The organism is Plantibacter flavus, assembly GCF_900177615.1.
Classification (GTDB): Bacteria; Actinomycetota; Actinomycetes; order Actinomycetales; family Microbacteriaceae; genus Plantibacter; species Plantibacter flavus.
This window is the reverse complement of sequence record NZ_FXAP01000008.1, coordinates 80177-100079: the sequence shown is the minus strand read 5'-3', so window position 1 is coordinate 100079 and position 19903 is coordinate 80177. Positions and strand designations below refer to the sequence as shown.

The 19903-nt window shown below is 70.5% G+C and carries 21 protein-coding genes; 8 read left to right on the top strand and 13 right to left on the bottom strand.

What is annotated here, in order from left to right:
• Position 1 precedes the first annotated feature (1 nt).
• The 9 genes from B9Y95_RS19540 to B9Y95_RS19500 form a co-directional block, all read right to left on the bottom strand.
• Positions 2 to 871, bottom strand: coding sequence for a MurR/RpiR family transcriptional regulator (locus tag B9Y95_RS19540; protein WP_085514317.1), 870 nt, complete (start codon positions 869 to 871; stop codon positions 2 to 4).
• Positions 861 to 1901 carry an N-acetylmuramic acid 6-phosphate etherase gene (gene murQ, locus B9Y95_RS19535; protein ID WP_085514316.1) on the bottom strand — a complete coding sequence of 347 codons (1041 nt, stop codon included), beginning with the start codon at positions 1899 to 1901 and terminating at the stop codon, positions 861 to 863. Before murQ ends, B9Y95_RS19540 begins: the two co-directional genes overlap by 11 nt.
• Positions 1885 to 2826, bottom strand: a complete 942-nt coding sequence (locus B9Y95_RS19530) for an N-acetylglucosamine kinase (RefSeq protein ID WP_085514315.1) — start codon at positions 2824 to 2826, stop codon at positions 1885 to 1887. Before B9Y95_RS19530 ends, murQ begins: the two co-directional genes overlap by 17 nt.
• Complete coding sequence (locus tag B9Y95_RS21055) at positions 2823 to 4394, bottom strand: glycoside hydrolase family 3 protein (protein ID WP_085514314.1); 1572 nt, start codon at positions 4392 to 4394, stop codon at positions 2823 to 2825. The genes B9Y95_RS19530 and B9Y95_RS21055 overlap by 4 nt, the downstream gene beginning before the upstream one ends.
• Positions 4391 to 5233 (bottom strand): carbohydrate ABC transporter permease, encoded by an 843-nt coding sequence (locus tag B9Y95_RS19520; protein WP_085514358.1) that lies wholly within the window; start codon positions 5231 to 5233, stop codon positions 4391 to 4393. Before B9Y95_RS19520 ends, B9Y95_RS21055 begins: the two co-directional genes overlap by 4 nt.
• Before the next feature lie 83 nt (positions 5234 to 5316).
• The gene (locus B9Y95_RS19515) at positions 5317 to 6288 is read right to left on the bottom strand and encodes a carbohydrate ABC transporter permease (protein WP_370282131.1); all 972 of its coding nucleotides are present in this window, start codon (positions 6286 to 6288) and stop codon (positions 5317 to 5319) included.
• Between the two features lie 6 nt (positions 6289 to 6294).
• Positions 6295 to 7581, bottom strand: a complete 1287-nt coding sequence (locus B9Y95_RS19510; RefSeq protein ID WP_085514313.1) for a sugar ABC transporter substrate-binding protein — start codon at positions 7579 to 7581, stop codon at positions 6295 to 6297.
• 240 nt (positions 7582 to 7821) lie between these two features.
• Positions 7822 to 8499, bottom strand: coding sequence for a FadR/GntR family transcriptional regulator (locus tag B9Y95_RS19505; RefSeq protein ID WP_085514312.1), 678 nt, complete (start codon positions 8497 to 8499; stop codon positions 7822 to 7824).
• Positions 8496 to 9224, bottom strand: a complete 729-nt coding sequence (locus tag B9Y95_RS19500; RefSeq protein ID WP_085514311.1) for an SDR family oxidoreductase — start codon at positions 9222 to 9224, stop codon at positions 8496 to 8498. The genes B9Y95_RS19505 and B9Y95_RS19500 overlap by 4 nt, the downstream gene beginning before the upstream one ends.
• A 116-nt stretch (positions 9225 to 9340) precedes the next feature.
• Between B9Y95_RS19500 and B9Y95_RS19495 the strand changes: the two genes are divergently transcribed.
• Together B9Y95_RS19495 and B9Y95_RS19490 are read left to right on the top strand one after the other, a co-directional pair.
• Positions 9341 to 10111, top strand: coding sequence for an SDR family NAD(P)-dependent oxidoreductase (locus tag B9Y95_RS19495; RefSeq protein ID WP_085514310.1), 771 nt, complete (start codon positions 9341 to 9343; stop codon positions 10109 to 10111).
• A gap of 267 nt (positions 10112 to 10378) precedes the next feature.
• Entirely contained in the window at positions 10379 to 11284 is a 906-nt protein-coding gene (locus tag B9Y95_RS19490) for a serine hydrolase (RefSeq protein ID WP_064294922.1), read from the top strand.
• A gap of 94 nt (positions 11285 to 11378) precedes the next feature.
• Here B9Y95_RS19490 and B9Y95_RS19485 read toward each other — a convergent pair whose 3' ends face one another.
• Positions 11379 to 11810, bottom strand: a complete 432-nt coding sequence (locus B9Y95_RS19485; RefSeq protein WP_234994182.1) for an NUDIX hydrolase — start codon at positions 11808 to 11810, stop codon at positions 11379 to 11381.
• Positions 11807 to 12607: an esterase/lipase family protein gene (locus tag B9Y95_RS19480; RefSeq protein ID WP_123539662.1), complete on the bottom strand. Its 801-nt coding sequence runs from the start codon at positions 12605 to 12607 to the stop codon at positions 11807 to 11809. Before B9Y95_RS19480 ends, B9Y95_RS19485 begins: the two co-directional genes overlap by 4 nt.
• A gap of 154 nt (positions 12608 to 12761) precedes the next feature.
• Between B9Y95_RS19480 and B9Y95_RS19475 the strand changes: the two genes are divergently transcribed.
• A complete protein-coding gene (locus B9Y95_RS19475; protein WP_123539663.1) occupies positions 12762 to 13361 on the top strand; it encodes a DUF4190 domain-containing protein in 600 nt (199 codons plus the stop codon).
• Between the two features lie 412 nt (positions 13362 to 13773).
• Here B9Y95_RS19475 and B9Y95_RS19470 read toward each other — a convergent pair whose 3' ends face one another.
• Positions 13774 to 15228 (bottom strand): glutamyl-tRNA reductase, encoded by a 1455-nt coding sequence (locus tag B9Y95_RS19470; protein WP_234994187.1) that lies wholly within the window; start codon positions 15226 to 15228, stop codon positions 13774 to 13776.
• Positions 15229 to 15348: 120 nt separating this feature from the next.
• Between B9Y95_RS19470 and hemE the strand changes: the two genes are divergently transcribed.
• The 5 genes from hemE to B9Y95_RS19445 all read left to right on the top strand — a co-directional run bounded on the left by hemE (position 15349) and on the right by B9Y95_RS19445 (position 19217).
• The gene (gene hemE, locus B9Y95_RS19465) at positions 15349 to 16440 is read left to right on the top strand and encodes a uroporphyrinogen decarboxylase (RefSeq protein ID WP_234994181.1); all 1092 of its coding nucleotides are present in this window, start codon (positions 15349 to 15351) and stop codon (positions 16438 to 16440) included.
• A complete protein-coding gene (locus tag B9Y95_RS19460; protein ID WP_085514306.1) occupies positions 16437 to 17981 on the top strand; it encodes a protoporphyrinogen/coproporphyrinogen oxidase in 1545 nt (514 codons plus the stop codon). The genes hemE and B9Y95_RS19460 overlap by 4 nt, the downstream gene beginning before the upstream one ends.
• Positions 17982 to 18074: 93 nt before the next feature.
• Positions 18075 to 18536 (top strand): hypothetical protein, encoded by a 462-nt coding sequence (locus B9Y95_RS19455; protein ID WP_228501918.1) that lies wholly within the window; start codon positions 18075 to 18077, stop codon positions 18534 to 18536.
• A 17-nt stretch (positions 18537 to 18553) separates the two neighbouring features.
• Positions 18554 to 18976, top strand: coding sequence for a phage holin family protein (locus B9Y95_RS19450; RefSeq protein ID WP_159453470.1), 423 nt, complete (start codon positions 18554 to 18556; stop codon positions 18974 to 18976).
• Complete coding sequence (locus B9Y95_RS19445) at positions 18966 to 19217, top strand: DUF3618 domain-containing protein (protein WP_079003603.1); 252 nt, start codon at positions 18966 to 18968, stop codon at positions 19215 to 19217. Before B9Y95_RS19450 ends, B9Y95_RS19445 begins: the two co-directional genes overlap by 11 nt.
• Before the next feature lie 184 nt (positions 19218 to 19401).
• Here B9Y95_RS19445 and B9Y95_RS19440 read toward each other — a convergent pair whose 3' ends face one another.
• Positions 19402 to 19866, bottom strand: coding sequence for a GNAT family N-acetyltransferase (locus tag B9Y95_RS19440; protein ID WP_085514304.1), 465 nt, complete (start codon positions 19864 to 19866; stop codon positions 19402 to 19404).
• Between the last annotated feature and the right edge of the window lie 37 nt (positions 19867 to 19903).

Below are 19903 nucleotides of genomic sequence, written 5' to 3'. Positions count from 1 at the left end.
ATCAGGTGTCGATGCGGTGATCCTGGATCGACTCGTAGGTGACGCGGAGCGACTCCGCCGCGGCGTCGTAGCGACGCTGGGCGACACGGATGAAGAGCAGGTCGACGAGCGCGAGCTGGGCGATGCGCGACGACATCGCACCCGAGCGGTATCGGCTCTCCCTCGCCTGCGTCGCGAGGACGAGGTCGCAGCGGCTGGCGATGGGGGAGTCGGGGAAGTTGGTGATGCACACGGTCGTCGCGCCGGCGGCCCGCGCGAGCTGCATCGCCTGCTCGGTCTCGACCGTGAGCCCGGAGTGCGAGATGCCGATGGCGACCCCACCGGGCCCGAGGAGGGCGGCCGACGGCAGCGCGAGGTGGGCGTCGACGAAGGTGTTCGCCGGCATGCCGATCCGGTAGAGCTTCTGGTGGAGGTCCTGCGCCGTGAGGTTCGAGGACCCGAAACCGATGATGTCGATCCGTGGGGCGACGAGGAGGGCGTCGACGACCGCGTCCAGGGCGTCGCGGTCGAGCGAGCGGGCGGTGAGCTCGATCGCCTGCACCTCCTGGTACGCGACCTTCGCGACGACCGTCTCGACCGAGTCGTCCGGGTCGATGTCGGCGTCGTCGACCTCGAACCGGTCACGCTCCGCCTGCTCGCGACTCGTGGAGGTCGCGACGGCCACCCGGAACTCCCGGTAGCCGGTGTACCCGATGGTCTGGCAGAACCGCGCGACGGTCGCCTGCGAGGTGCCGCAGGCCTTCGCGAGTTCGGTGATGGTCAACTCGACCACGAGCGAGGGGGTGCCGATGATGGTCTCGGCGACGCGCGTCTCGGCGGCGCTCAGGCGAGGGATCGCCTGGCGGAGCACGAGCAGCGCGTCAGTGGACATCCGGTGCGGCCTCCGTCGGGTCTTCGACGGCGTGCGCTGCGATGGCCGCGCTGAGGGAGCCGTCGCCGCCGCGGAGGCGGGCGACTGCTTCATCTGCGGCGATGCCGGTCACGAGGACGAGGATAGCGGCCTTCACCCAGCCGTCCACGGATGCGAGCGTCTTCGCGGCCGTGGCGGCGTCGACGTCGGTCGCCAGCATGACCGTGCGTTCCGCCCGCGCCCGCAGCTTCTCGTTCGTGGTGCGGAGGTCGACCATGAGGTTCCGGTACGTCTTCCCGAGCCGCACCATCGTGATCGTCGACAGCATGTTGAGCACGAGCTTCTGCGCCGTCCCCGCCTTCAGTCGGGTCGATCCCGTGAGGAGCTCCGGACCGACGACCGCCTCGATGCCGATGTCCGCGTCCCGGGCGAGCGGGGAGCCGGCGTTGCACGACAGCCCGATGGTGATCGCACCGATCGAGCGCGCGTACTCGAGGGCGCCCAACACGTAGGGCGTGCGACCGGACGCGGACACCCCCACGACGGCGTCGTCCGCGGTGATCGACAGCGATTCCAGATCCGCCCGACCGAGGTCGTCGCGGTCCTCGGCGTTCTCCACCGCCTGCTGGATGGCGCCCGGGCCACCCGCGATGAGTCCGACGATGAGGCCCGGGTCGGTCCCGAACGTGGGTGGGGCCTCACTCGCGTCGAGGATGCCCATCCGTCCGGCGGTCCCCGCGCCCAGGTAGACGAGTCGTCCGCCCCGGCGGAGGCGCTCGACGATCGCTTCGACGGCCCGGGCGATCTCGGGTTCGACGGCCGCGACGGCGTCGGGGACGGAACGGTTGTCCTCGTTCATCGCGGCGACGAGTTCCCTCGTGGAGAGGGCGTCGAGGTCGGGGTGTCGCTCGTTCACCTGCTCCGTCGAGAGGGTGGCGAGCTCCGCGCGGATGCTGTCACGTTCATCGGTCCCTGAGCCTGTCGAAGGGTTGGCAGACTCAGGGACCGGTGGTCGGCGGGCGGAGGATGCGCCCTCAGAATGCGTGGACATCGTCGCGCACGACCCTTCCGTCGTAGGAGATCGCGGTGTCGAGTGCGACGAGCCTGGCTCCGTCGAGCGCGTCACCGCGGGGTGCGACGGGGTCGACGCCGACCTCGTGCATGGCCGTCGCGAGATGTGCGGCGACGTAGGGGTGGGAGGCGATCCCGCCGACGACGCACACGGCGCCCGTGCCGGCGGCGGCTGCGCTCACGGCGAGATGGGCGCAGGCGGCGTCGACGATGTGCGCGGCGACGGCGTCACCCTCCTCGGCTCGGGTGATGACCGTGGGCGCGAAGGTGCCGAGTTGACGGGCCGGGGCTCCGGTGCTCGAGACCCAGCGGGGGAGCGCGGGGATGGACCCGATGAGTGCCTCGGCGTCGACGAGCAGGGTGGTGGCGGGGCCGCGGCCGTCGAAGGCGCGCATGCACGCCTGGAGGCCCTCTTGCCCGATCCACCGACCACTGCCCTCGTCTCCGAGCCAGGGACCCCACCCGTCGATCTGCTTCACGGCACCGGTGGCGTCGACGTCGAACACGACGGATCCGGTGCCGGCGATGAGCACCGTGCCGGGACCACCGGCGAACGCGCCGGCGTGGGCTGCCAGGGCGTCGTTCACGACGGCGATCGTCGCTCCGAGCGCCAGGCGAAGCTCGGCGGTGAACGCGGCGACCTCGTGCGGTGCCGCCTCCACCCCGGCGGCGCCGATCCCGACGTGCTGCACCTCGGCGAGGAGGTCCGCCGGAAGGTGCGTGACCGTCTCGAGGACTGCGCGGGCGGACAGCTCCGCACCCTCGTGGTCGGCGAGGCCCGGTGCCCCGTGGCCGCGGGCCTCCGCGAGGACGGTCGGATCGTCGCCAGATCCGCTCGTGATGCGGGCGCGGCAGGAGGTCTTCCCGAGATCGATGGCGAGGACGGGTGCTGCGAGGTGGTTCATGATCCGTTCCGGTGGTGCTGGTCGTGCAGGTGGTGCGTCGCTGCCGCGGTGGAGGCCGCGGCGAGGAGTTCGGTGACCCGGTCGGCGGACGCCCGGGATGCCGCGAGCGTGTCGATCACCGGCAGGGGGAGGACGGCGTCCTCGGCGAGCGGCAGTCCGACGCTCACGACGACGGCGTCCGGGCGGACCAGCGCGACGCGGTCCACCGCTAGTCGCTGCGGGGTGTCGTCGCCCAGGCGGTCCGCGAGGAGGACGACCCCGTCGTCGGCGGGGATCGTCTCGAGTAGGAGGGTCAGCTCGTCGGAGGCGGGTGCCTCGGCGTGTGGGTCCGGGGTCCGCAGGCTCGGGCCGGCAGCCAGCCGGGTGACGTCGAACCGTTCGGCGAGGGCCTCGGCGAACGGATCGTGGGCCGAGGCGACGGCGAACGTCGGTCGGTCGCGGAGGTCGACGAGGGTGATCGCCGAGGCTGCGATGGCGACGTCGCCCCGGACGCGCACGACCCGGCGGATGGCGTCGGAGAAGCGCCCTTCGACACGCTCAGGGACCGGGGACGGGCGGACGGTCTGCGCGAGCCACGCCACGCGGGCGGCCGCACGCTCGACGATCGCTCGATCGAGCTCACCGTCGGCGACGGCGGTGCAGACCGCCTCGAACACCTCGAGGTAGTCGTCCTCGTCGGTCGTCGCGCCCTGCTTCGGCCCGAGGTTGGACGGATTGCCGATGCAGAGCAGGTCGACCCCGGCCTCGAGGGCGAGGACCGCCCCGGGTCCGGAGCCGGCGGTGGACCGGATGGCGGCCATGTCGAGTGCGTCGGAGATGATCACGCCGTCGAAGCCGCTCTCGCGCAGCCGGCGGAGGGGGATCGGGTTGAGCGTCGCCGGGGCGTCGCCGAACGCCGGGACGACGATGTGGGCGGTCATGACACTCGCGACGCCGGCGGTGATCGCCGCGTCGAACGGTGGCAGGTGCTCGGCTTCGAGCTCCGCCAGGTCCAGGTCGATGCGGGGCAGGTCCAGGTGCGAGTCGCTCGCCGTGTCGCCGTGGCCGGGGTAGTGCTTCACGCACGCGGCGACTCCACCGGCCTGCAATCCATCGACCATCGCGGCGACGTGGCGGGAGACGAGGTCGGCGGTGGGGCCGAACGAGCGCACCCCGATGACGGGGTTCGCGGGGTTGGTGTTCACGTCGGCGACCGGTCCGAGGTCCACGTTCGCTCCGGCTGCACGGAGCCGCTCGGCGAGTGCCGCCCCCACCGCGCGCGTCGTCTCGACGTCGTCGAGGGCGCCGAGCTGCGCGTGCCCGGGCAGCGTGGAGCCCGTCTGCGCCTCGAGGCGGGAGACGTTGCCGCCTTCCTCGTCGACACCGATGAGGATCTCGGGCCGATGGTCGCGGAGTTCGGCCGACAGCGCCGCGACCTCCGAGGGCTCGGAGGAGAGGTTCTGCCCGAAGTACACGACGCCCGCGAGGCCGCCGTCCAGCTCGCGCAGCAACCAGTCCGGGGCGGTCCGGCCGAGGAACCCCGGCCAGAGGACGCCCCGGACGAGCCGCGCGACGTCAGGGTCGATCATCCCTTCACCGCTCCGGACACCAGTCCGCCGGAGAGGCGGCGCTGCACGAGGATGAAGAAGATCATGACCGGGATCGTGATGATGGTCGACGCCGCCATCACCGAGCCCCAGTCGTTGGAGTTCAGGCCGAAGAACTGCTTGAGGCCGATGGCCACCGTGTAGTTCTCCGTCGAGCCGCCGAGCAGGGTCATCGCGAAGATGAACTCGTTCCAGGCCGTGATGAAGCTGAACACGCTCGTCGCGACGAGGCCGGGGGCCACGAGCGGGAGCATGATCGAACGGAACATGCGCCACCAGCTGGCGCCGTCGAGGAACGCCGCCTCTTCGAGCTCCACCGGCACCGCCGCGACGAAGCCGCGGAGCATCCAGATGCCGAACGGCAGGGCAAGGGCGATGTACACGATGATGAGCCCGAGCAGCGTGTTGAGCAGCTGCAAGTCGCGGATCTGCACGAACAGCGGGATCACGAGCGCCTCGAGCGGGACCATCTGTACGACGAGGATCATGAGCAGCACCGCGGTGCGGAACTTGAACCGGAAGCGGGCGACCGCGACCGACGCCAGGAGCGCGACGGCGGCGGAGATGAGCACCGTCGCACCGGCGACGATGGCCGAGTTGCGAAGGAAGACGCCGAACCCACCGTCGGTGAGGACCGACTGGAAGTTCGTGAGCGACAGCTCCTTCGGGAAGAAGGACTGGCCGCCGCTCGACGCCTGCGCGTCGAAGGCGCTGGACAGCATCCAGTACGCCGGGAACAGCGTGAACACGAGCAGGAGGGTGACGAGGATCGCCTTGACGGTGTTCGAGCGGATCTTCCGACCGCTCGCCTTCCGGTGCATCGGGACCTGCGGCTTGGCGGACCGGTCGGTGCCCGGTCCCTCAGCCTGTCGACGGGCGGCGGTGGGGGCGGGAGCGTGGGTGGTCACAGTTCGTCCTCCTTCATGAGGGCGCGGATGTAGACGATCGTGATGCCGAGGAGGACGAGCGTCAACAGCACCGCGATCGCGGAGCCGAAGCCGTAGCGGTTCTGCCCGAAGGACTCCACGTACGACCACACGCCGAGGTTCAACACCTCGCGGTTCGAGCCGGAACCACCCGGCATGAGGTAGATCTGCGCGAACACCTTGAAGTCCCAGATGGTCGACAGGATGATCACGACCGAGAACACCTGACGCAGCGACGGGAAGGTGATCTGGAAGAAGCGACGGAACGCGCCCGCCCCGTCCATCTCGGCGGCTTCCAGCATCTCCTTGGACACGCCGAGCAGGCCGGCGAGGACGGTGATGGCCACGAACGGGAAGCCGTGGTGGATCACGTTCAGCAGCGCGATGCCGTAGAACGTGAACTGGTTCGTGAACCAGTTGAAGGGCTCGTCCATGAGCCCGAGCCCCATGAGCGTCTGGTTGACGATGCCGCGGTCGGCGTCGAAGATCCAGACCCAGACGTAGGTGCCGGTGACGGCGGGCATCGCCCAGGCGACCATGATGGCGCTGCCGACGATGGTGCGCCAGAAGGAGCCGAGGTTCGCCATGAGCAGGGCGACGAGCGTGCCGAGGACGACCGTGCCGATGACGGCGGCCGCGGCGAAGAAGACGGTGTTCGGGAGGACGACGGTCCAGAGGGTCGGGTCGGCGAAGACCTCGGCGTAGTTCGCGCCGCCGTTGAAGTTGGTGTCGCCGCTGACGATCTCGCGCAGGCCGTAGTCCTGCAGGGAGAACAGGACGACGCGGATGAGCGGCCAGAGGAGGAGCACGGCGAGGATGAGGAGCGCCGGCGCGAGCAGCAGCCAGGGGCGGGTGCGCATCAGGAGGCGCAGCCGCTTGGGGGAGGGGCCCCCGGCCACCCGCGAAGCGGGGGCTTCGCGGGTGACCGTGGGCGGGGTGAGGGTCGACACGATCGGCTACTTGCCGTTCATGATGTCGTCCATCTCCTTGGCGGCATCGGTCGTCGCCTGGTCGACCGACTTGCTTCCGGAGAGGATGGCCTGGATCATCGCGTTGGTGGTCTTCTTCGCCTGCACCGCACCGAACTTCGGGGTCACGGGGAGGGAGGCGCCGCCGTCGACGAACTGCTCGGCGAAGGGCTTCACCAGCGGGTCGTCGCTCTCGGTCGAGTCGCTGAGGAGCGAGGTCTGGCCGGGGAAGTAGCCGGTCTGCTCGGCCCACTCGGAGGCGAACTTGCCGGTCGTCATCATCTCGATGAACTGGAAGGCGAGGTCCTTGTTCTTCGAGGTGTTGAACATGCTGAGGTGCGAACCGCCGAGCACGGAGGGCGACATGCCGCCGTCTTCACCCGGGATCGGGATCGCGGCGAACTTGCCCTCGAGCTCCGGGTTCTTCTGGACGATCGTCGCCGGGGTCCAGGAGCCCATGATCGCCATGGCGACCTTGTCCTGCACGAAGTTGTCGAGGACGTCGGTCTCCTTCCAGGTGGTGGCACCCGAGGAGGAGAGGTCGTACTTGGTGGCCAGGTCGGTCCAGAACTGGATGCCCTTGCGCGAGTCGTCGCTCGCGAGACCCGACTTCCAGGTGTCGCCGTCGAGCTCGGAGACCTCGCCGCCGGCGCCCCAGACCCAGGGGTACGCCGTGAACTCGGCGTCGCCGGGGACGGGGAACGGGATCATGTCGGGCTTGGCGGCCTTGATCGCGGTGCCGGCGTCGATGATCTCCTGCCAGGTGGTCGGCGCCTTGAGGCCGAGCTCTTCGAAGACGTCGGTACGGTAGACGATCGAGCGGACGCCGGCGTACCACGGCATGCCGTAGAGCTCTCCGTCGTACGTGCCGGAGTCGGCGAGGCCCTGGACGAGGTCGTCCTTCAGGCCGGCCTTGTCGACGTAGTCGCCGATGGGGGCGAGGGCGCCGGCATCGGCGAACTCGGCCGTCCAGGTGGTGCCCGTCTCGGCGACGTCGGGGGTGGTGTTCCCGGCGATCGACGTCACGAAGCGGTCGTGGGCGTCGGCCCACTGCACGTACTCGACCTTGAGGGTGGCGCCGGTCTCCTTCTTGAAGGCCGAGCCGACCTCCTTGAAGAAGGCCTCGGAGTCGGGGTTGGTGCCCTGCATGATCCAGACGGTGAGCGTCTGGCCGTCTGCCGAGACGTCGCCTGAGCCGGAACCGCCACCGGCACAGGCGGTGAGGCCGAGTGCCGCGGTGGCGAGGACGGCCAGCGGAAGGGTGCGCTTGCGCATGGTGCTGCTCCTCGATTCTGGGATCGGGAGTCCGAGCCGTCGTTGGCCCGGGATCCGTGATGACCGGGAAACCGCGGTCGATCCCTGCTGTTTTCAGTGGGTGTGGAAACAGTATTCAATAAGTACAGGAAGCTTGCAAATATTTTCCAGCACTGCAACACGGTCGTTACCTGCGTGACGGACGTGTTTCACGAAGCTGCGAGAACCGTGTGTGAGGACGGTGGTCGGGCGCCGGGGTCGTCAGGCCGTGCGGAGGATGATCACGCACATCGTGGCGGCGGCCCGCTCGCCGTCCTGCGCCTCGATCGCCGACGCGAGGTCCGTGTGCAACACCGCGTCGTGGTGGTCGATGCCGTCACCGGGGAGCTGGTCCACACGATCCCGGAGGGCCTCGTCGACGGCGTCGCCGACCCGGTCGAGGATCGGGTTCGCCGCCGCGCGCCGGATGAGGCGATGCAGCAGGAGGTCGGCCTCGAGGAACGCGATCGGGTCCTGGCGAGCCGCCGCCGCGCGGAGTGCGTCGCTCGTCACGCGGAGCTCACGGGCGTCGTCGTCGCTGCGTCGCTCGGCCGCGAGCCGTGCCGACTCCGGCTCGGTCGCGGTGCGGAGTTCGCGGATCGCGAGGAGGGTGGGCTCCCGTCGCCCGCTCGCCAGCGCCCAGCGGAGTAACCGAGGCTGCAGCCAGTCCCAGCTCGACGACGGTTGCACGGTGTGGCCGACGTGCGCCTTGCTGGCGAGGAGTCCCATGCCGGCGAGCACGCGGGTGGCCTCGCGGACGACCGAGCGGGAATGTCCGGCCCTGGCGACCAGCTCGTCCACCGTGCACACCGTGCCCGCGGGCAGTCCGCCGTCGACGATGTCGGTGCCGATCCGGTCGAGCGTCCGTTCGAAGGCCGATGTCCCCGGTGCGCGGCTCACACCCGTGCTGACGGACGGGTGGGGGAGATCACGAGTTCGTCGATCCGCACGTGCGGCGGGCCGTCGAGGATGAACCGCACGGCACGGCCGATGTCCTCGGGTGTCAGCATCGTCTCGCGCGCCGCAGCGTCCGGCACCTGCGGCCGCATCGAGAGGAACGGGGTGTCGACGTCGCCCGGGCAGAGGTGGGTGGCGCCGACGCCGTGGAGTCCCTCCTCCTCGTTGAGGGTCGCGCAGAGCGAGGCGAGTGCGGTCTTGCTCGCGCTGTAGGCGACGCCACCCTTCGTCGAGAAGCGCCAGCCGGCGAAGGAGGAGATCACGACGATCCGTCCCTGCGCGTCCCTGATGGTGGGCAGCGCGAGGTCGATCGTCCGGGCGATCGAGGTGAGGTTGGTGTCGACGATCGCGGCGAACTCCGTCATCGACTGGTCGTCCCACCGACGCCGCGGTGCGTTCAGCCCCGCCGCAGTGACGAGGTCGTCGACCGGGCCGAGTTCGGCGACGATGCGTTCGTGGGCTCGGGTGAGCGAAACGGGGTCCGTCGCGTCGGCCTCCGCGGCGACGGCCGTACCACCGGCGGAGGTGACGGCTTCGACGGTCTCGAGGAGCGCCTCGCGTCGTCGACCCGTCACGGCGACGCGCCATCCCGCCTCAGCAGCAGACACCGCCACGGCCTGCCCCATACCGCTGCCGCCACCCGTCACCCAGAGCACTCGATCCGTCATGACGCCAGTGTATCGAGCCGGCCGATCATAAGTATGTTTTACTCGCCTGGTGCGCACGCGGCCGTCGACACCGGGTCGACGCGTCGACGGATGCGCTCGGACGACGGGAGACACCGATGCTGCTGGACCTGACGGACCGACGGGTGATCGTGACCGGAGGTGCTCGCGGAATCGGGCTCGCCCTCGTCGAGTCCTTCCTCGCCGAGGGGTCCCGCGTAGCGGTGCTCGACCTCGACGTCTCCTCCCTCGACCCGCTCGTGGCGTCCCACCACGGCGACCTCGTCGCCATCGCGTGCGACGTGCGGTCCGAGGACTCGGTGTCGAGTGCGGTCGCGGCGGCCGCCACCGGGCTCGGAGGGATCGACGTCCTCGTGAACAACGCCGGCATCAACGTGCAGTCACTGCTCGAGGAGACGAGCGACGCCGCGTGGACGAGGTGCTTCGACGTCAACGTCGGCGGCGTCTTCCGGGTGTCGAAGGCGGTCATCCCGTATCTGAAGGAACAGCGCTCCGGCCGCATCATCAATGCCGCGAGCTTCGCGGCGGTCATCCCGAGCGTCGGCAGCGCGGCCTACGCGGCGTCGAAGTCCGCGGTGGTCCAGCTGACCAGGGTCCTCGCGAGCGAACTGGGGCCGTGGGGCATCACGGTGAACGCCTACGCACCCGGCATGGTGCCGACGGCGATGAACGGTTTCGCCGAGCTCCCGACGGCGCAGCAGGACGAACTCCTCGACACACTCTCGGTGCGCCGTTGGGAGGAACCGGAGGACGTCGCGAACGTCGTCCGGTTCCTGGCGAGCGACCAGGCAGGCTACGTCACCGGTGCGCTGATCGACGTCAGCGGCGGCAAGTTCGCGACCCAGTTCCCAGCCCGCGCTCGCGGCTGATCAGGCTCTGAACCGTGCAGGACCCGGGCGGTGGACCGACCGGATTCGTCGGCGATGGAAGCGACGGATGTCGGACCGACGCGCCCGGGAACGACGTTCCCAGGCCCAGATTCGCAGCCAGCGCGAAGGGCGCTTACGATACCGTGGACGGCACATCCGGAGGCCCGCAGCGCGGTCGTCGGACGGCCGTCGAGTGGGCTGACCGGGGCAGGTCCACACCCGCAGGATCGTCGGATCACCATCTGGAGCAGAGGAGTTCGGTCAGCCGTGGCTTCACGAGTGCACGAGTCGGAACGTCGCCGTTCGCGCGATGCGCGTCGAGGGCGCCACCGTGCCTCCGCCCAGATCGAACCCTTCACCCGCGGGTTCAGCGCCCTCGGTGAGCTGGCCGCGTCAGGCGCGCAGGTCAGCCTCCGGATCAACGACATCACCACCGGCGAGATGCTCATGTCGGCCGACGACCACGTCGTCGTGCCCACCGCCTCGATCGGTAAGGTCCTCCTCCTCATCGAGGTCGCGGCCCGCCTCGGCGACGCCGACTTCAGCGGCCTCACCATCCTCGACCGCGAGCCGCTCGACGCCGTCGCCGACTCCGGGATCTGGCAGCACCTGCAGGCGCCGTCGCTCCCGGTCGCCGACCTCGCGGCCCTCGTCGGCGCGACGAGCGACAACCTCGCCACGAACGTCCTGCTCCGCCACATCGGTCTCGACGCCGTCCGCCACCGTGCCGAGGAGATCGGGCTGAAGCGCACGGCCCTCCTCGACATCGTCCGCGACCACCGCGGCCCCGACAACGCACCGCAGCTCTCCGTCGGTTCCGCCCGCGAACTCGCCTGGCTGTTCCAGGCGCTCGCGACGGGCGAGATCGTCGACGCCACCACGAGCCGTCGGGTCCTGGCCTGGTTGTCGCTCAACACCGACCTCTCGCTCGTCGCCTCGGGCTTCGGGCTCGACCCGCTGGCCCACCGTGAGCCCGACCACGGCATCCAGCTCTTCAACAAGACCGGCTCCGGGGTCGGCGTGCGAGCCGAGGCGGGTATCCTCCGCGGCCCGAACGGCGCCGTGAGCTACGCCGTGTGCACGAGCTACGACGACACGGAACTCGGCACCCGCCTCGGGGTGGTCGACGCCGTCCGGATCCTCGGCCAGGACCTCCTCGAGTACGTCCACTGAGCGGGGCGCCGGTCCCTGAGCGTGTCGAAGGGCTCACCCCCATCGGTCCCTGAGCTTGTCGAAGGGCAGGATCCGCCTGCCGAAGGAACGCCGCTCAGTCGATGAGCCCCGCCGCCGCGAGGCGCTCGAGCACCTCGCGCCCCGCGGGTGGGCAGCGGTCGAGTGACTCCGTGCCCACCCAGTGGACCGCGCTCACCTCGGCGGAGGGCGTCGGTGTCTCGTCCGTCTCGGCCGCGAAGACGTGCATGCGCACGAGCCGGCCGTCGGGCTCGCCGTGCGCCTGCGTGACCACCGTGAACAACGGCGACACCCGTGCCGGATCGATCTCGACCGCGACCTCCTCGCGTGCCTCCCGGACGGCGGCCTCGGCGGGCGTCTCACCCGCGTCGATCTTCCCGCCGGGCATGTACAGGACGTCGCGACCGCGAGCCGTCACCATGAGGACCCGCCGTGCGCGGACGATCGCGACCGCGGACACGAGGATGTCGGGGAGCGGGCTGCCCGAGCCCTCTGGTGCGCGGCTCACCGGTCGGCCGGGTGCTCGGTGTCGGGTGCGGGCCGCACCCGATCGGCGAACCCGTCGACGGCGAGTTCCACGGCGTCCTTGAGCTCGTCCGTGCTGAGGATCACGAAGTGACCAGGCACCGGGAGGAGCACGTTCGTCGCTCCGGGCAGCACGCTGCTGGACGGCACGTGCGGGTCGAAGGTGCTGTAGATCGAGACGACGTCGGCGTTGACGTCGTGCGGGGCGCCGAGCGCGACGATGGTCTCGTCCGTCGGGAGGAACGCGCGGAGGCTCGGGTCGACGACGTACTTCGCGAGCACCGATCCGGAGAACGGCGAGCAGATCGCGACGACCCCGAGCAGGCCCAGCCGCTCGCGTTCGGTGAGGAGCAACTCCTTCCCGACGAGTCCTCCCTTACTGTGCGCGACGATGACGCACCCGGCGGCGGGCTTCGGCAGCCGTCCGAGCGCGCGGGCGAAGCGGGCCGCCGTGTCGCGGATGGGCTTGCGGTTGTACCCGAGGCCGCGGGCGATGCGGATCCGGTAGCCGTCGGCGTTCAGGCGGTCGGCGACCGGCTTCAGGAACGCCCACGTCTCGTACACGCCGGGGATGAGGACGACGACGGGTCGACTCGCGTCGCCGCGGGCGTACTCCCTCGGGATTCGACCGCTGAAGAAGGCCCGCGTGTGCCAGACGACGGAGTGGACCCAGTCGACGGCGACGATCCCGGCGATGGTCAGCGCGCCAGGCCGCTCGGCGACCGGCGGGGCGTCGGCGAGCGTGACGTCCTCGGCTTCCGCCACCGACTCCTCGTCCATCCGCACCCCCTCGTCCATCCTGCCACCGCCCCCGGTGCGCGCCGCGCGAGCCCAGTGAACATCAGGGATCGCGGGGTACCCTGTGTTGACAAGGCGACGGCACGCTGCAAGCATGAGTCCGTTCGTCGAACCCCTATGCGCGAGGTGCACCTTCATGACTGATCCGAACTCCGGCCAGCCGAACGACCCATACGGTCAGAGCCAGAACCCCCAGCAGCCGGCCTACGGCGAATCGCAGGTTCCGCCGGCTCCGCAGTACGGGGAACAGGCTCCGCAGTACGGCCAGCCCTCGCCCTACGGTGAGCAGTCGGGCCAGCAGGCTCCGCAGTACGGCGAGCAGCCGAAGTACGGTCAGCCGCAGGCTCCCTACGGCGAGCAGCAGAACCCCTACGGCCAGCCGCAGGCGCCCTACGGGCAGCAGCAGAACCCCTACGGTCAGCCCGCCGCTCCGTACGGACAGCCTCAGGCGCCGTACGGCTACGCGCAGCCGACCGGCCCGAAGACGAACGTCATGGCGATCATCTCGCTCATCGCCCCGTTCGTCGGGTTCGGCGTCGTCGGCCTCGTGCTCGGCATCATCGCGCTCGGTCAGATCAAGCGCACCGGTGAGCAGGGCCGCGGCCTGGCCCTCGCCGGCACCATCGTGAGCGGCGTGTCGGTCCTCGCCGGCATCGTCGTGATCATCTTCTACTTCCTGATCATCGCCGGCGCGATCGCCGGCGCGAGCTCGTACGACTACAACTACGACTACTGATCCACGGCCTGCTCAGCAGGCGGATCACGACGGGCATCGGCATCGCGCCGGTGCCCGTTCGTCGTTCCAGCGCCCTTCCCGTTCCGGTCCCTGAGCAGTACCCCTCTCCGGTCCCTGAGCTTGTCGAAGGGCGGTACCCCTCTCCGGTCCCTGAGCAGCACCCCTCTCCGGTCCGTGAGCTGCGCCGCACTGAGCCTGTCGAAGTGTCGAAGGGCCCACGGGGGAACGTCCGTGGTCGGGTCGCGTGTTCGCGCGCACCTCGACAGGCTCGGTGACCGGGGTTCAGCTCGGTGACCGGGGTTCAGCTCGGTGACCGGGGTTCAGCTCGGTGACCGGAGGTCGGCTCGGTGACCGGAGGTCGGCTCGGTGAGCGGAGCCACCCGACGCGAGAGCCCCGGTGCCGCCAGGAAGCCTAGGAGGCGGAAGCGGCCGAGTCGGTGTCGGCGACCGGCGCGACGACCGCCGGTGTCTGCGGGACCTCGATGCCGAAGAGCGTCTGCAGCGCCGTCGTGTACGCGGCCTGCTCGCCGTTGCGGGCGAGGTTCCGCGCGCGCACCGTCGGTTCGTGCAGCAGCACTCCGGCGAGGTGACGCAGTGCACGGGCGGTCGAACCGTCGTCGTCGCCGCGAGCGGTCGCACGGGCGACCTCGGCCTCGACGAGTGCGTGCACGTGGCTGCGGAGTGCGACGACGGCGGGCTCGAGGCTGCGCTCCTCGCCGACCGCTGCGAACTTCTGTGCGGCGCGGCTGACGATGGAGCGCGCGACCTCGGTGGCCTGCAGCTCCTCGAGCGGCGCGTGGATGCGGATGGTCTCGAGGTCGAGCAGGACGACACCGGAGACCGTGGAGACGTCGGGGTCGACGTTGCGCGGCAGGCCGAGGTCGATGACGAGCTGGGCCGAGGCGTGCGGCACCGGGCACTCGGCGGCTGCTTCGGTGATGACGTCGTGGACGAGCGCGGAGACCCCGGTGGGTTCGGCTTCGGCGGGTACGTCGGCCGCGGTGACCAGCGAGAGCGTCGGTGCGTCCGTGACTGCCGCGGCTCGCGCACGGTGGTCGGCGGCGACGGCCGTGCGACCCGCGCGGAGCAGTTCGGCGTCGACGACGTGGCCCTCGGCGGTGGTGCAGGTGACGATGATGTCGACCTCGCCGGTGGTGCGGGCGAGGTCGTCGTGTCCGATCCAGCCGATCTCGTGTGAGCGCGCGAACTTCTCGGCGCGGCCGGACGGCGAGTACACGAGGACGTCGGTGACGCCGCGGTCGCGGAGGGCGGCGAGGCTCGCGCCGGCGTACGCACCGGTGCCGACGAGCAACACGCGCTGCGTGGCCCAGTCGTCGATACGGCTCTCCGCGAGGTCGAGGGCGAGACGCACGATGGAGCGACCCGCGCGCCCGAGCGGCGTGCGGTTCTTGATGCCGCGAGAGGTCTGGGACGCGCGCTGGAACAGGCGCTCGAGCTCGGAACTGGTGGTGCCACCGGCGCGAGCGGCCTCGAGGGAGCGCCGCACCTGGCCGGCGATCTCGCCCTCACCGACGACGACGGACTCGAGTCCGGCCGACACGGCGAAGAGGTGTTCAGCTGCCGCAGTGCCGACGCTGAGGTCGAACACCTCCCGCAGCTGCTCGGCGGGGATGCCCGTGGTCTCGCTGACGGCCTCCGCAGCGGCCTCGAAGGCGACGGATGCGGCGGCGGTGACGGGCTCGTCGAGGTCGATGTACGCCTCGAACCGGTTGCAGGTGGCCACGACGACGGCACCCGAGACGCACTCGTGGTGCTCGACCAGGCGCGCAGCAACGCCCTCGGCACCGACTGAGAGTCGTTCGAGGAGGTCGAAGGTGGCGTTCTTATGGCTCGCCGTCACACACATGAGCACCCGATGAGTCTACCCGAGCGGGCACGTCGGCCTCTCCGGGAAGCCACCCAGGTCACCCTCACCCGGTCGCACGCGTCCCCCTCCCTCTCAGGGCGGAGATGGGAGGATGGAGGCGTGAGTCTCCCACCCGAACACCCGCTCGTCACCGGCGTGACCCAGTCGTCGCCGCTCATCACCGCGTACCGCGGCACCCGTCCCGAGCGGACGCCCGTCTGGTTCATGCGTCAGGCCGGTCGGTCGCTGCCCGAGTACCGCGAGTTGCGGATCGGGACGGCCATGCTCGACGCCTGCCTCGACCCGGCGATGGCGAGCGAGATCACCCTCCAGCCCATCCGTCGGCACGGGACGGACGCGGCCATCTTCTTCAGCGACATCGTGGTGCCACTGAAGCAGGCCGGGGTGGCGGTCGAGATCGTGCCGGGCCGCGGTCCCGTCATGGGTTCCGCGGTGCGGACGGCCGCCGAGGTCGACGCGCTCGTCGCGCTCGACCCGGCCGTCCTCGACGACACGTTGGTGCCCATCCGCGAGGGCGTCGCGCTCACCGTCGCGGGGCTCGCGGGGATCGGCGACGGCCGCACGCCGCTCATCGGCTTCGCGGGTGCGCCGTTCACGCTCGCCGCCTATCTCGTCGAGGGCGGACCATCGAAGGACCACCTCGCCGCCCGCACCCTCATGCACGCCGACCCGGCGTCGTGGGCGAAGCTCATGGCCTGGTGCGCGGACATCACCGGTCGCTTCCTCCGCGCCCAGGTGCTCGCCGGTGCGTCGGCCGCGCAGCTCTTCGACTCCTGGGCGGGCGCACTCTCCCTCGAGGACTACGAGCGTCACGTCGCCCCGGCCTCCCGGGCCGCGCTCGCGCACGTCGCCGACCTCCCCGTCCCGAAGGTGCACTTCGGCGTCGGGACGGGCGAGCTGCTCGGTGCGATGCACCGGGTCGGCGCCGACGTGGTCGGGATCGACTACCGGCTGGCACTCGACGAGGGCATCCGACGTCTCGGCGGCGGCGTCCCCGTGCAGGGCAACATCGACCCGGCGCTGCTCGCAGCCCCATGGCCGGTCCTCGAGGCGCACGTCCTCGACATCCTCCAACGGGGGACGGCGGCGCCGTCGCACGTCCTCAACCTCGGCCACGGGGTCCCGCCCGAGACCGACCCGGACGTCCTGACCCGCATCGTCGCCCTCGCCCATGATTGGCAGCCCGCATGAGTCTGGAGCCGAAACGTCTCGTCGTCATCGGCGGTGGTGTGGCCGGACTCGTCGGCGCGGTCGACTGCGCCAAGGTCGGCATCTCGGTGACGGTCGTCGACGCGCAGGAGTCGTTCGGTGGCGCGCTCGCGGCCGCCGAGGTCGCGGGTCTCCGCGTCGACGTCGGTGCGGAGAGTTTCGCGACGCGCGGTGGCTCGGTCGCCGAACTCATCGAGCAGCTGGGCCTGACCGACCGCGTCGTGCGCCCCAACCGGGCCGGGGCCTGGCTGCACGTCGCCAAGCCCGGACAGCCGCAGCGGAGTGTCCCGCTCCCCAAGGCAGGACTCCTGGGCATCCCGACGAACCCCCTCGCCGACGACGTCCGTCGGGTCATCGGCTGGAAGGGTGCCCTGCGCGCCTACCTCGACCGCATCCGCCCGCCGCTCACGATCGGCACCGAGCACAACCTCGGTGCGCTCGTCCGGAAGCGCATGGGCGCGGCCGTCCACGACCTCCTCGTCGCTCCGGTCACCTCGGGCGTCTACTCGGCCGTTCCGGACGACCTCGACGTCGACCGTGCGGCTCCCGGGCTGAACGCCGCGCTGACCCGCACCGGGGCGCTGTCCCTCGCCGTCGCCGCCCTCCGGGAGAACGCGCCGGCGGGTGCCGCGGTCGGTGGCCTCGACGGTGGCATGACCGTCCTCGTCGACGGCTTGACCGCGGAGCTCGAGCGATGGGGGTCGACGCTCATCACCGGCGTCGCCGTCACGGCGATCTCCCGGAACCCGTTCGACATCGACCTGGACGGACCGGGTGTCGGCGTCGGCGACGCCGGCCTCCCGCGGATGAGCGAGCGTCCCGCGGCTGCAGGCGCGTCGAAGGCCCCCTGGTACGTCGCTCTGACCGACGGCCGGGTGCTCGAGGCCGATCTCGTCCTCATCGCGACGCCCGAGCAGCCGGCCCGCAACCTGCTGGCCGACGTCGGGCCGGCGCTCCGCGACCTCCCCGCCGCCGGCGACGACGCGGGCGACCCGGTCCTGCCCGCGCCGATCGAGCTCGTGACGATCGTGCTCGACGAACCGGCACTCGACGCCGCACCGCGTGGTTCCGGGCTGCTCGTCGCACCCGGCTCGACGCTCCACGCCAAGGCCCTCACCCATGCGACGGCGAAGTGGGCCTGGCTCGCCGACCGCGCGAAGGAGCAGGGCGAGCACCGCCACGTCGTCCGCCTGTCCTTCGGCCGTCAGGGCGAAGCCGACGCGACGAGCGCGTTGACCGACGATGAGCTGCTCTCGACGGCGTTGCACGACGCGTCCGCGATGCTCGGCGTCCAGCTCGACCCGGGCAGTGTCCGCGGCTTCCACCGCATCTCCTGGACGGGGACGCAGCCGACCGCCGCGCGCGGCCAGCGTGAACGCTCGACGGCCATCCGGGAAGCAGTGGCCGAGGTGCCCGACCTCGCGGTCACGGGTGCCTGGTTGTCGGGCACGGGACTCGCCTCGGTGGTCCCCGACGCCCACGAGGCGGCTGCACGACTCCGCCATCAGGCGCTGCAGCGCTAGACGCGCCCATATGCCCGACCCGGCATCTTTTCCTGTCAACCCCCGACCGGATGGTGGCGTCGGAGTGACACCCGACTACGCTGGTCCCGTTGGATGCAGCATCACAGCACCACTCGAACAGACGGAGGCGCCATGAAGGGCAAGGTCATGTTCGTCGTCGGTGGGCTCACGGGCTACGTGCTCGGTACCCGCGCCGGACGCGAACGCTACGAGCAGATCAAGACGCAGTGGGTCAAGCTGTGGAACGCGAAGCCGGTGCGCGCGCAGCGCGGCAAGGTCGAGGACTTCGCCAAGGCACGCATCAGCGAGGTTCCCGCTGCCCTGTGGAGCGGCGTCAGCGCCGTCGCGAAGGTCGTCAGCCAGCAGGGCTCGACGCCCGGTCAGAAGCTCGATAAGGCCATATCGAAGACCGAAGACACCGTCCAGGACGTGTCCGAGACGGTCAAGGACGCACGCACGGCCTCCGGCACCTCGACGTCGTCGGCCTCGAAGCCCGCAGTGCGCAAGCCTGCCGCGCCCAAGACGACGGCTCCGAAGCCCAAGAGCGGCGAGTAGCACCGACGATGCCGTTCATGAGTGACCGCAACCGCTCGGAGCCGCGCTACGACAAGCGCGACGAATCCCTGCTGACCCTCGTCGGCCAGCTGCCCGGGGTCGTCTCGAACCTGGTCAAGGCCGAGATCGCCAACCTCAAGACGCAGCTCGCCCACAAGGGCAAGTACGCGGGCATCGGAGCGGCGTTCGTCGCCGGTGCCGCGGTGTTCCTCTTCTTCGCGGTCGGCGTACTCGTCGCCGTGCTGATCCTCGCGCTCGCGCTCGTCATGCCTTCGTGGCTGGCGGCACTCTGCGTCTTCGTGCTCTTCGTCCTCGTCGCGGCGATCCTCGTGCTCATCGCGCTGCGGTACTTCAAGAAGATCAACGAGGACCCGAGCCCGATGGACAACGTGAAGGAAGACATCAAGGCAGTGAAGGGACTCGGCGAGTATGACCGTTGACCAGTTCCCGGGGGCGACGCCCTCGCCCGAGCAGGCTCGCGCCGAGCTCGTCGCCACGCTGAACGCGATCGAGGACAAGCTCAACGTCCCGAAGCAGGTGCACCGCGCCAAGCGTCGTGCCATCGTGCAGATCGCGACCGTCAAGGTCGAACGCCCGGCGGTCTTCTACGCCGGCGTCGCGGGCCTCGCCGGTGCGGCCGGGCTGGCCGTGTGGGGCATCGTCCGCGCCATCGCGCGCTGACCCGTCCCGCCGTCGGTCACTGAAACCCCTATCGGTCGCTGAGACCACCATCGGTCACTGAGACCACCATCGGTCACTGAGCTTGTCGAAGTGCGCCCTTCGACAAGCTCAGGGACCGGAGCGCGGCTCAGGGACCGGAGCGGGGCTCAGGGACCGGAGCGCGGCTCAGGGACCGGAGCATGGCTCAGGAACCACTCGGGGTGGCGACGCGCGTCATCGGGACGTGCACGATGTCGTCCTCCACGTAGTCGGGGCCGCTGATCTCGAAGCCGAACCGGCCGTACCAGTCGGCGAGCCGCTTCTGCGCGCCCATGCGGAGTTCCCGATGCCCGTGGTCGGCGACGGCGCGGCGGATCAGTTCCGCGGCGAGACCTCGCCCGCGGGCGGTGAACGCGGTGGCCACGCGTCCGATCTCCGAGTGCTCGGCCTCGGTCAGGATGCGGATCGTCGCGAGTACCTCGTCGCCCTCCTGGGCCCAGGCGATGAGGGTGCCGTCCTCGATGTCGCGACCGTCGAGATCGGCGAACAGGGCCGTCTGCTCGACGACGAAGACGTCGACGCGGATCTTCAGCACGCGGTACAGCGTCACCGGATCCATCTCGGCCGCTCTGGCGACGTGGTACTCGACGGGAGGCAGCTCGCTGGTCATCACCCGACTGTATCGAGTGTGAGGGCAGGCTCGGTGT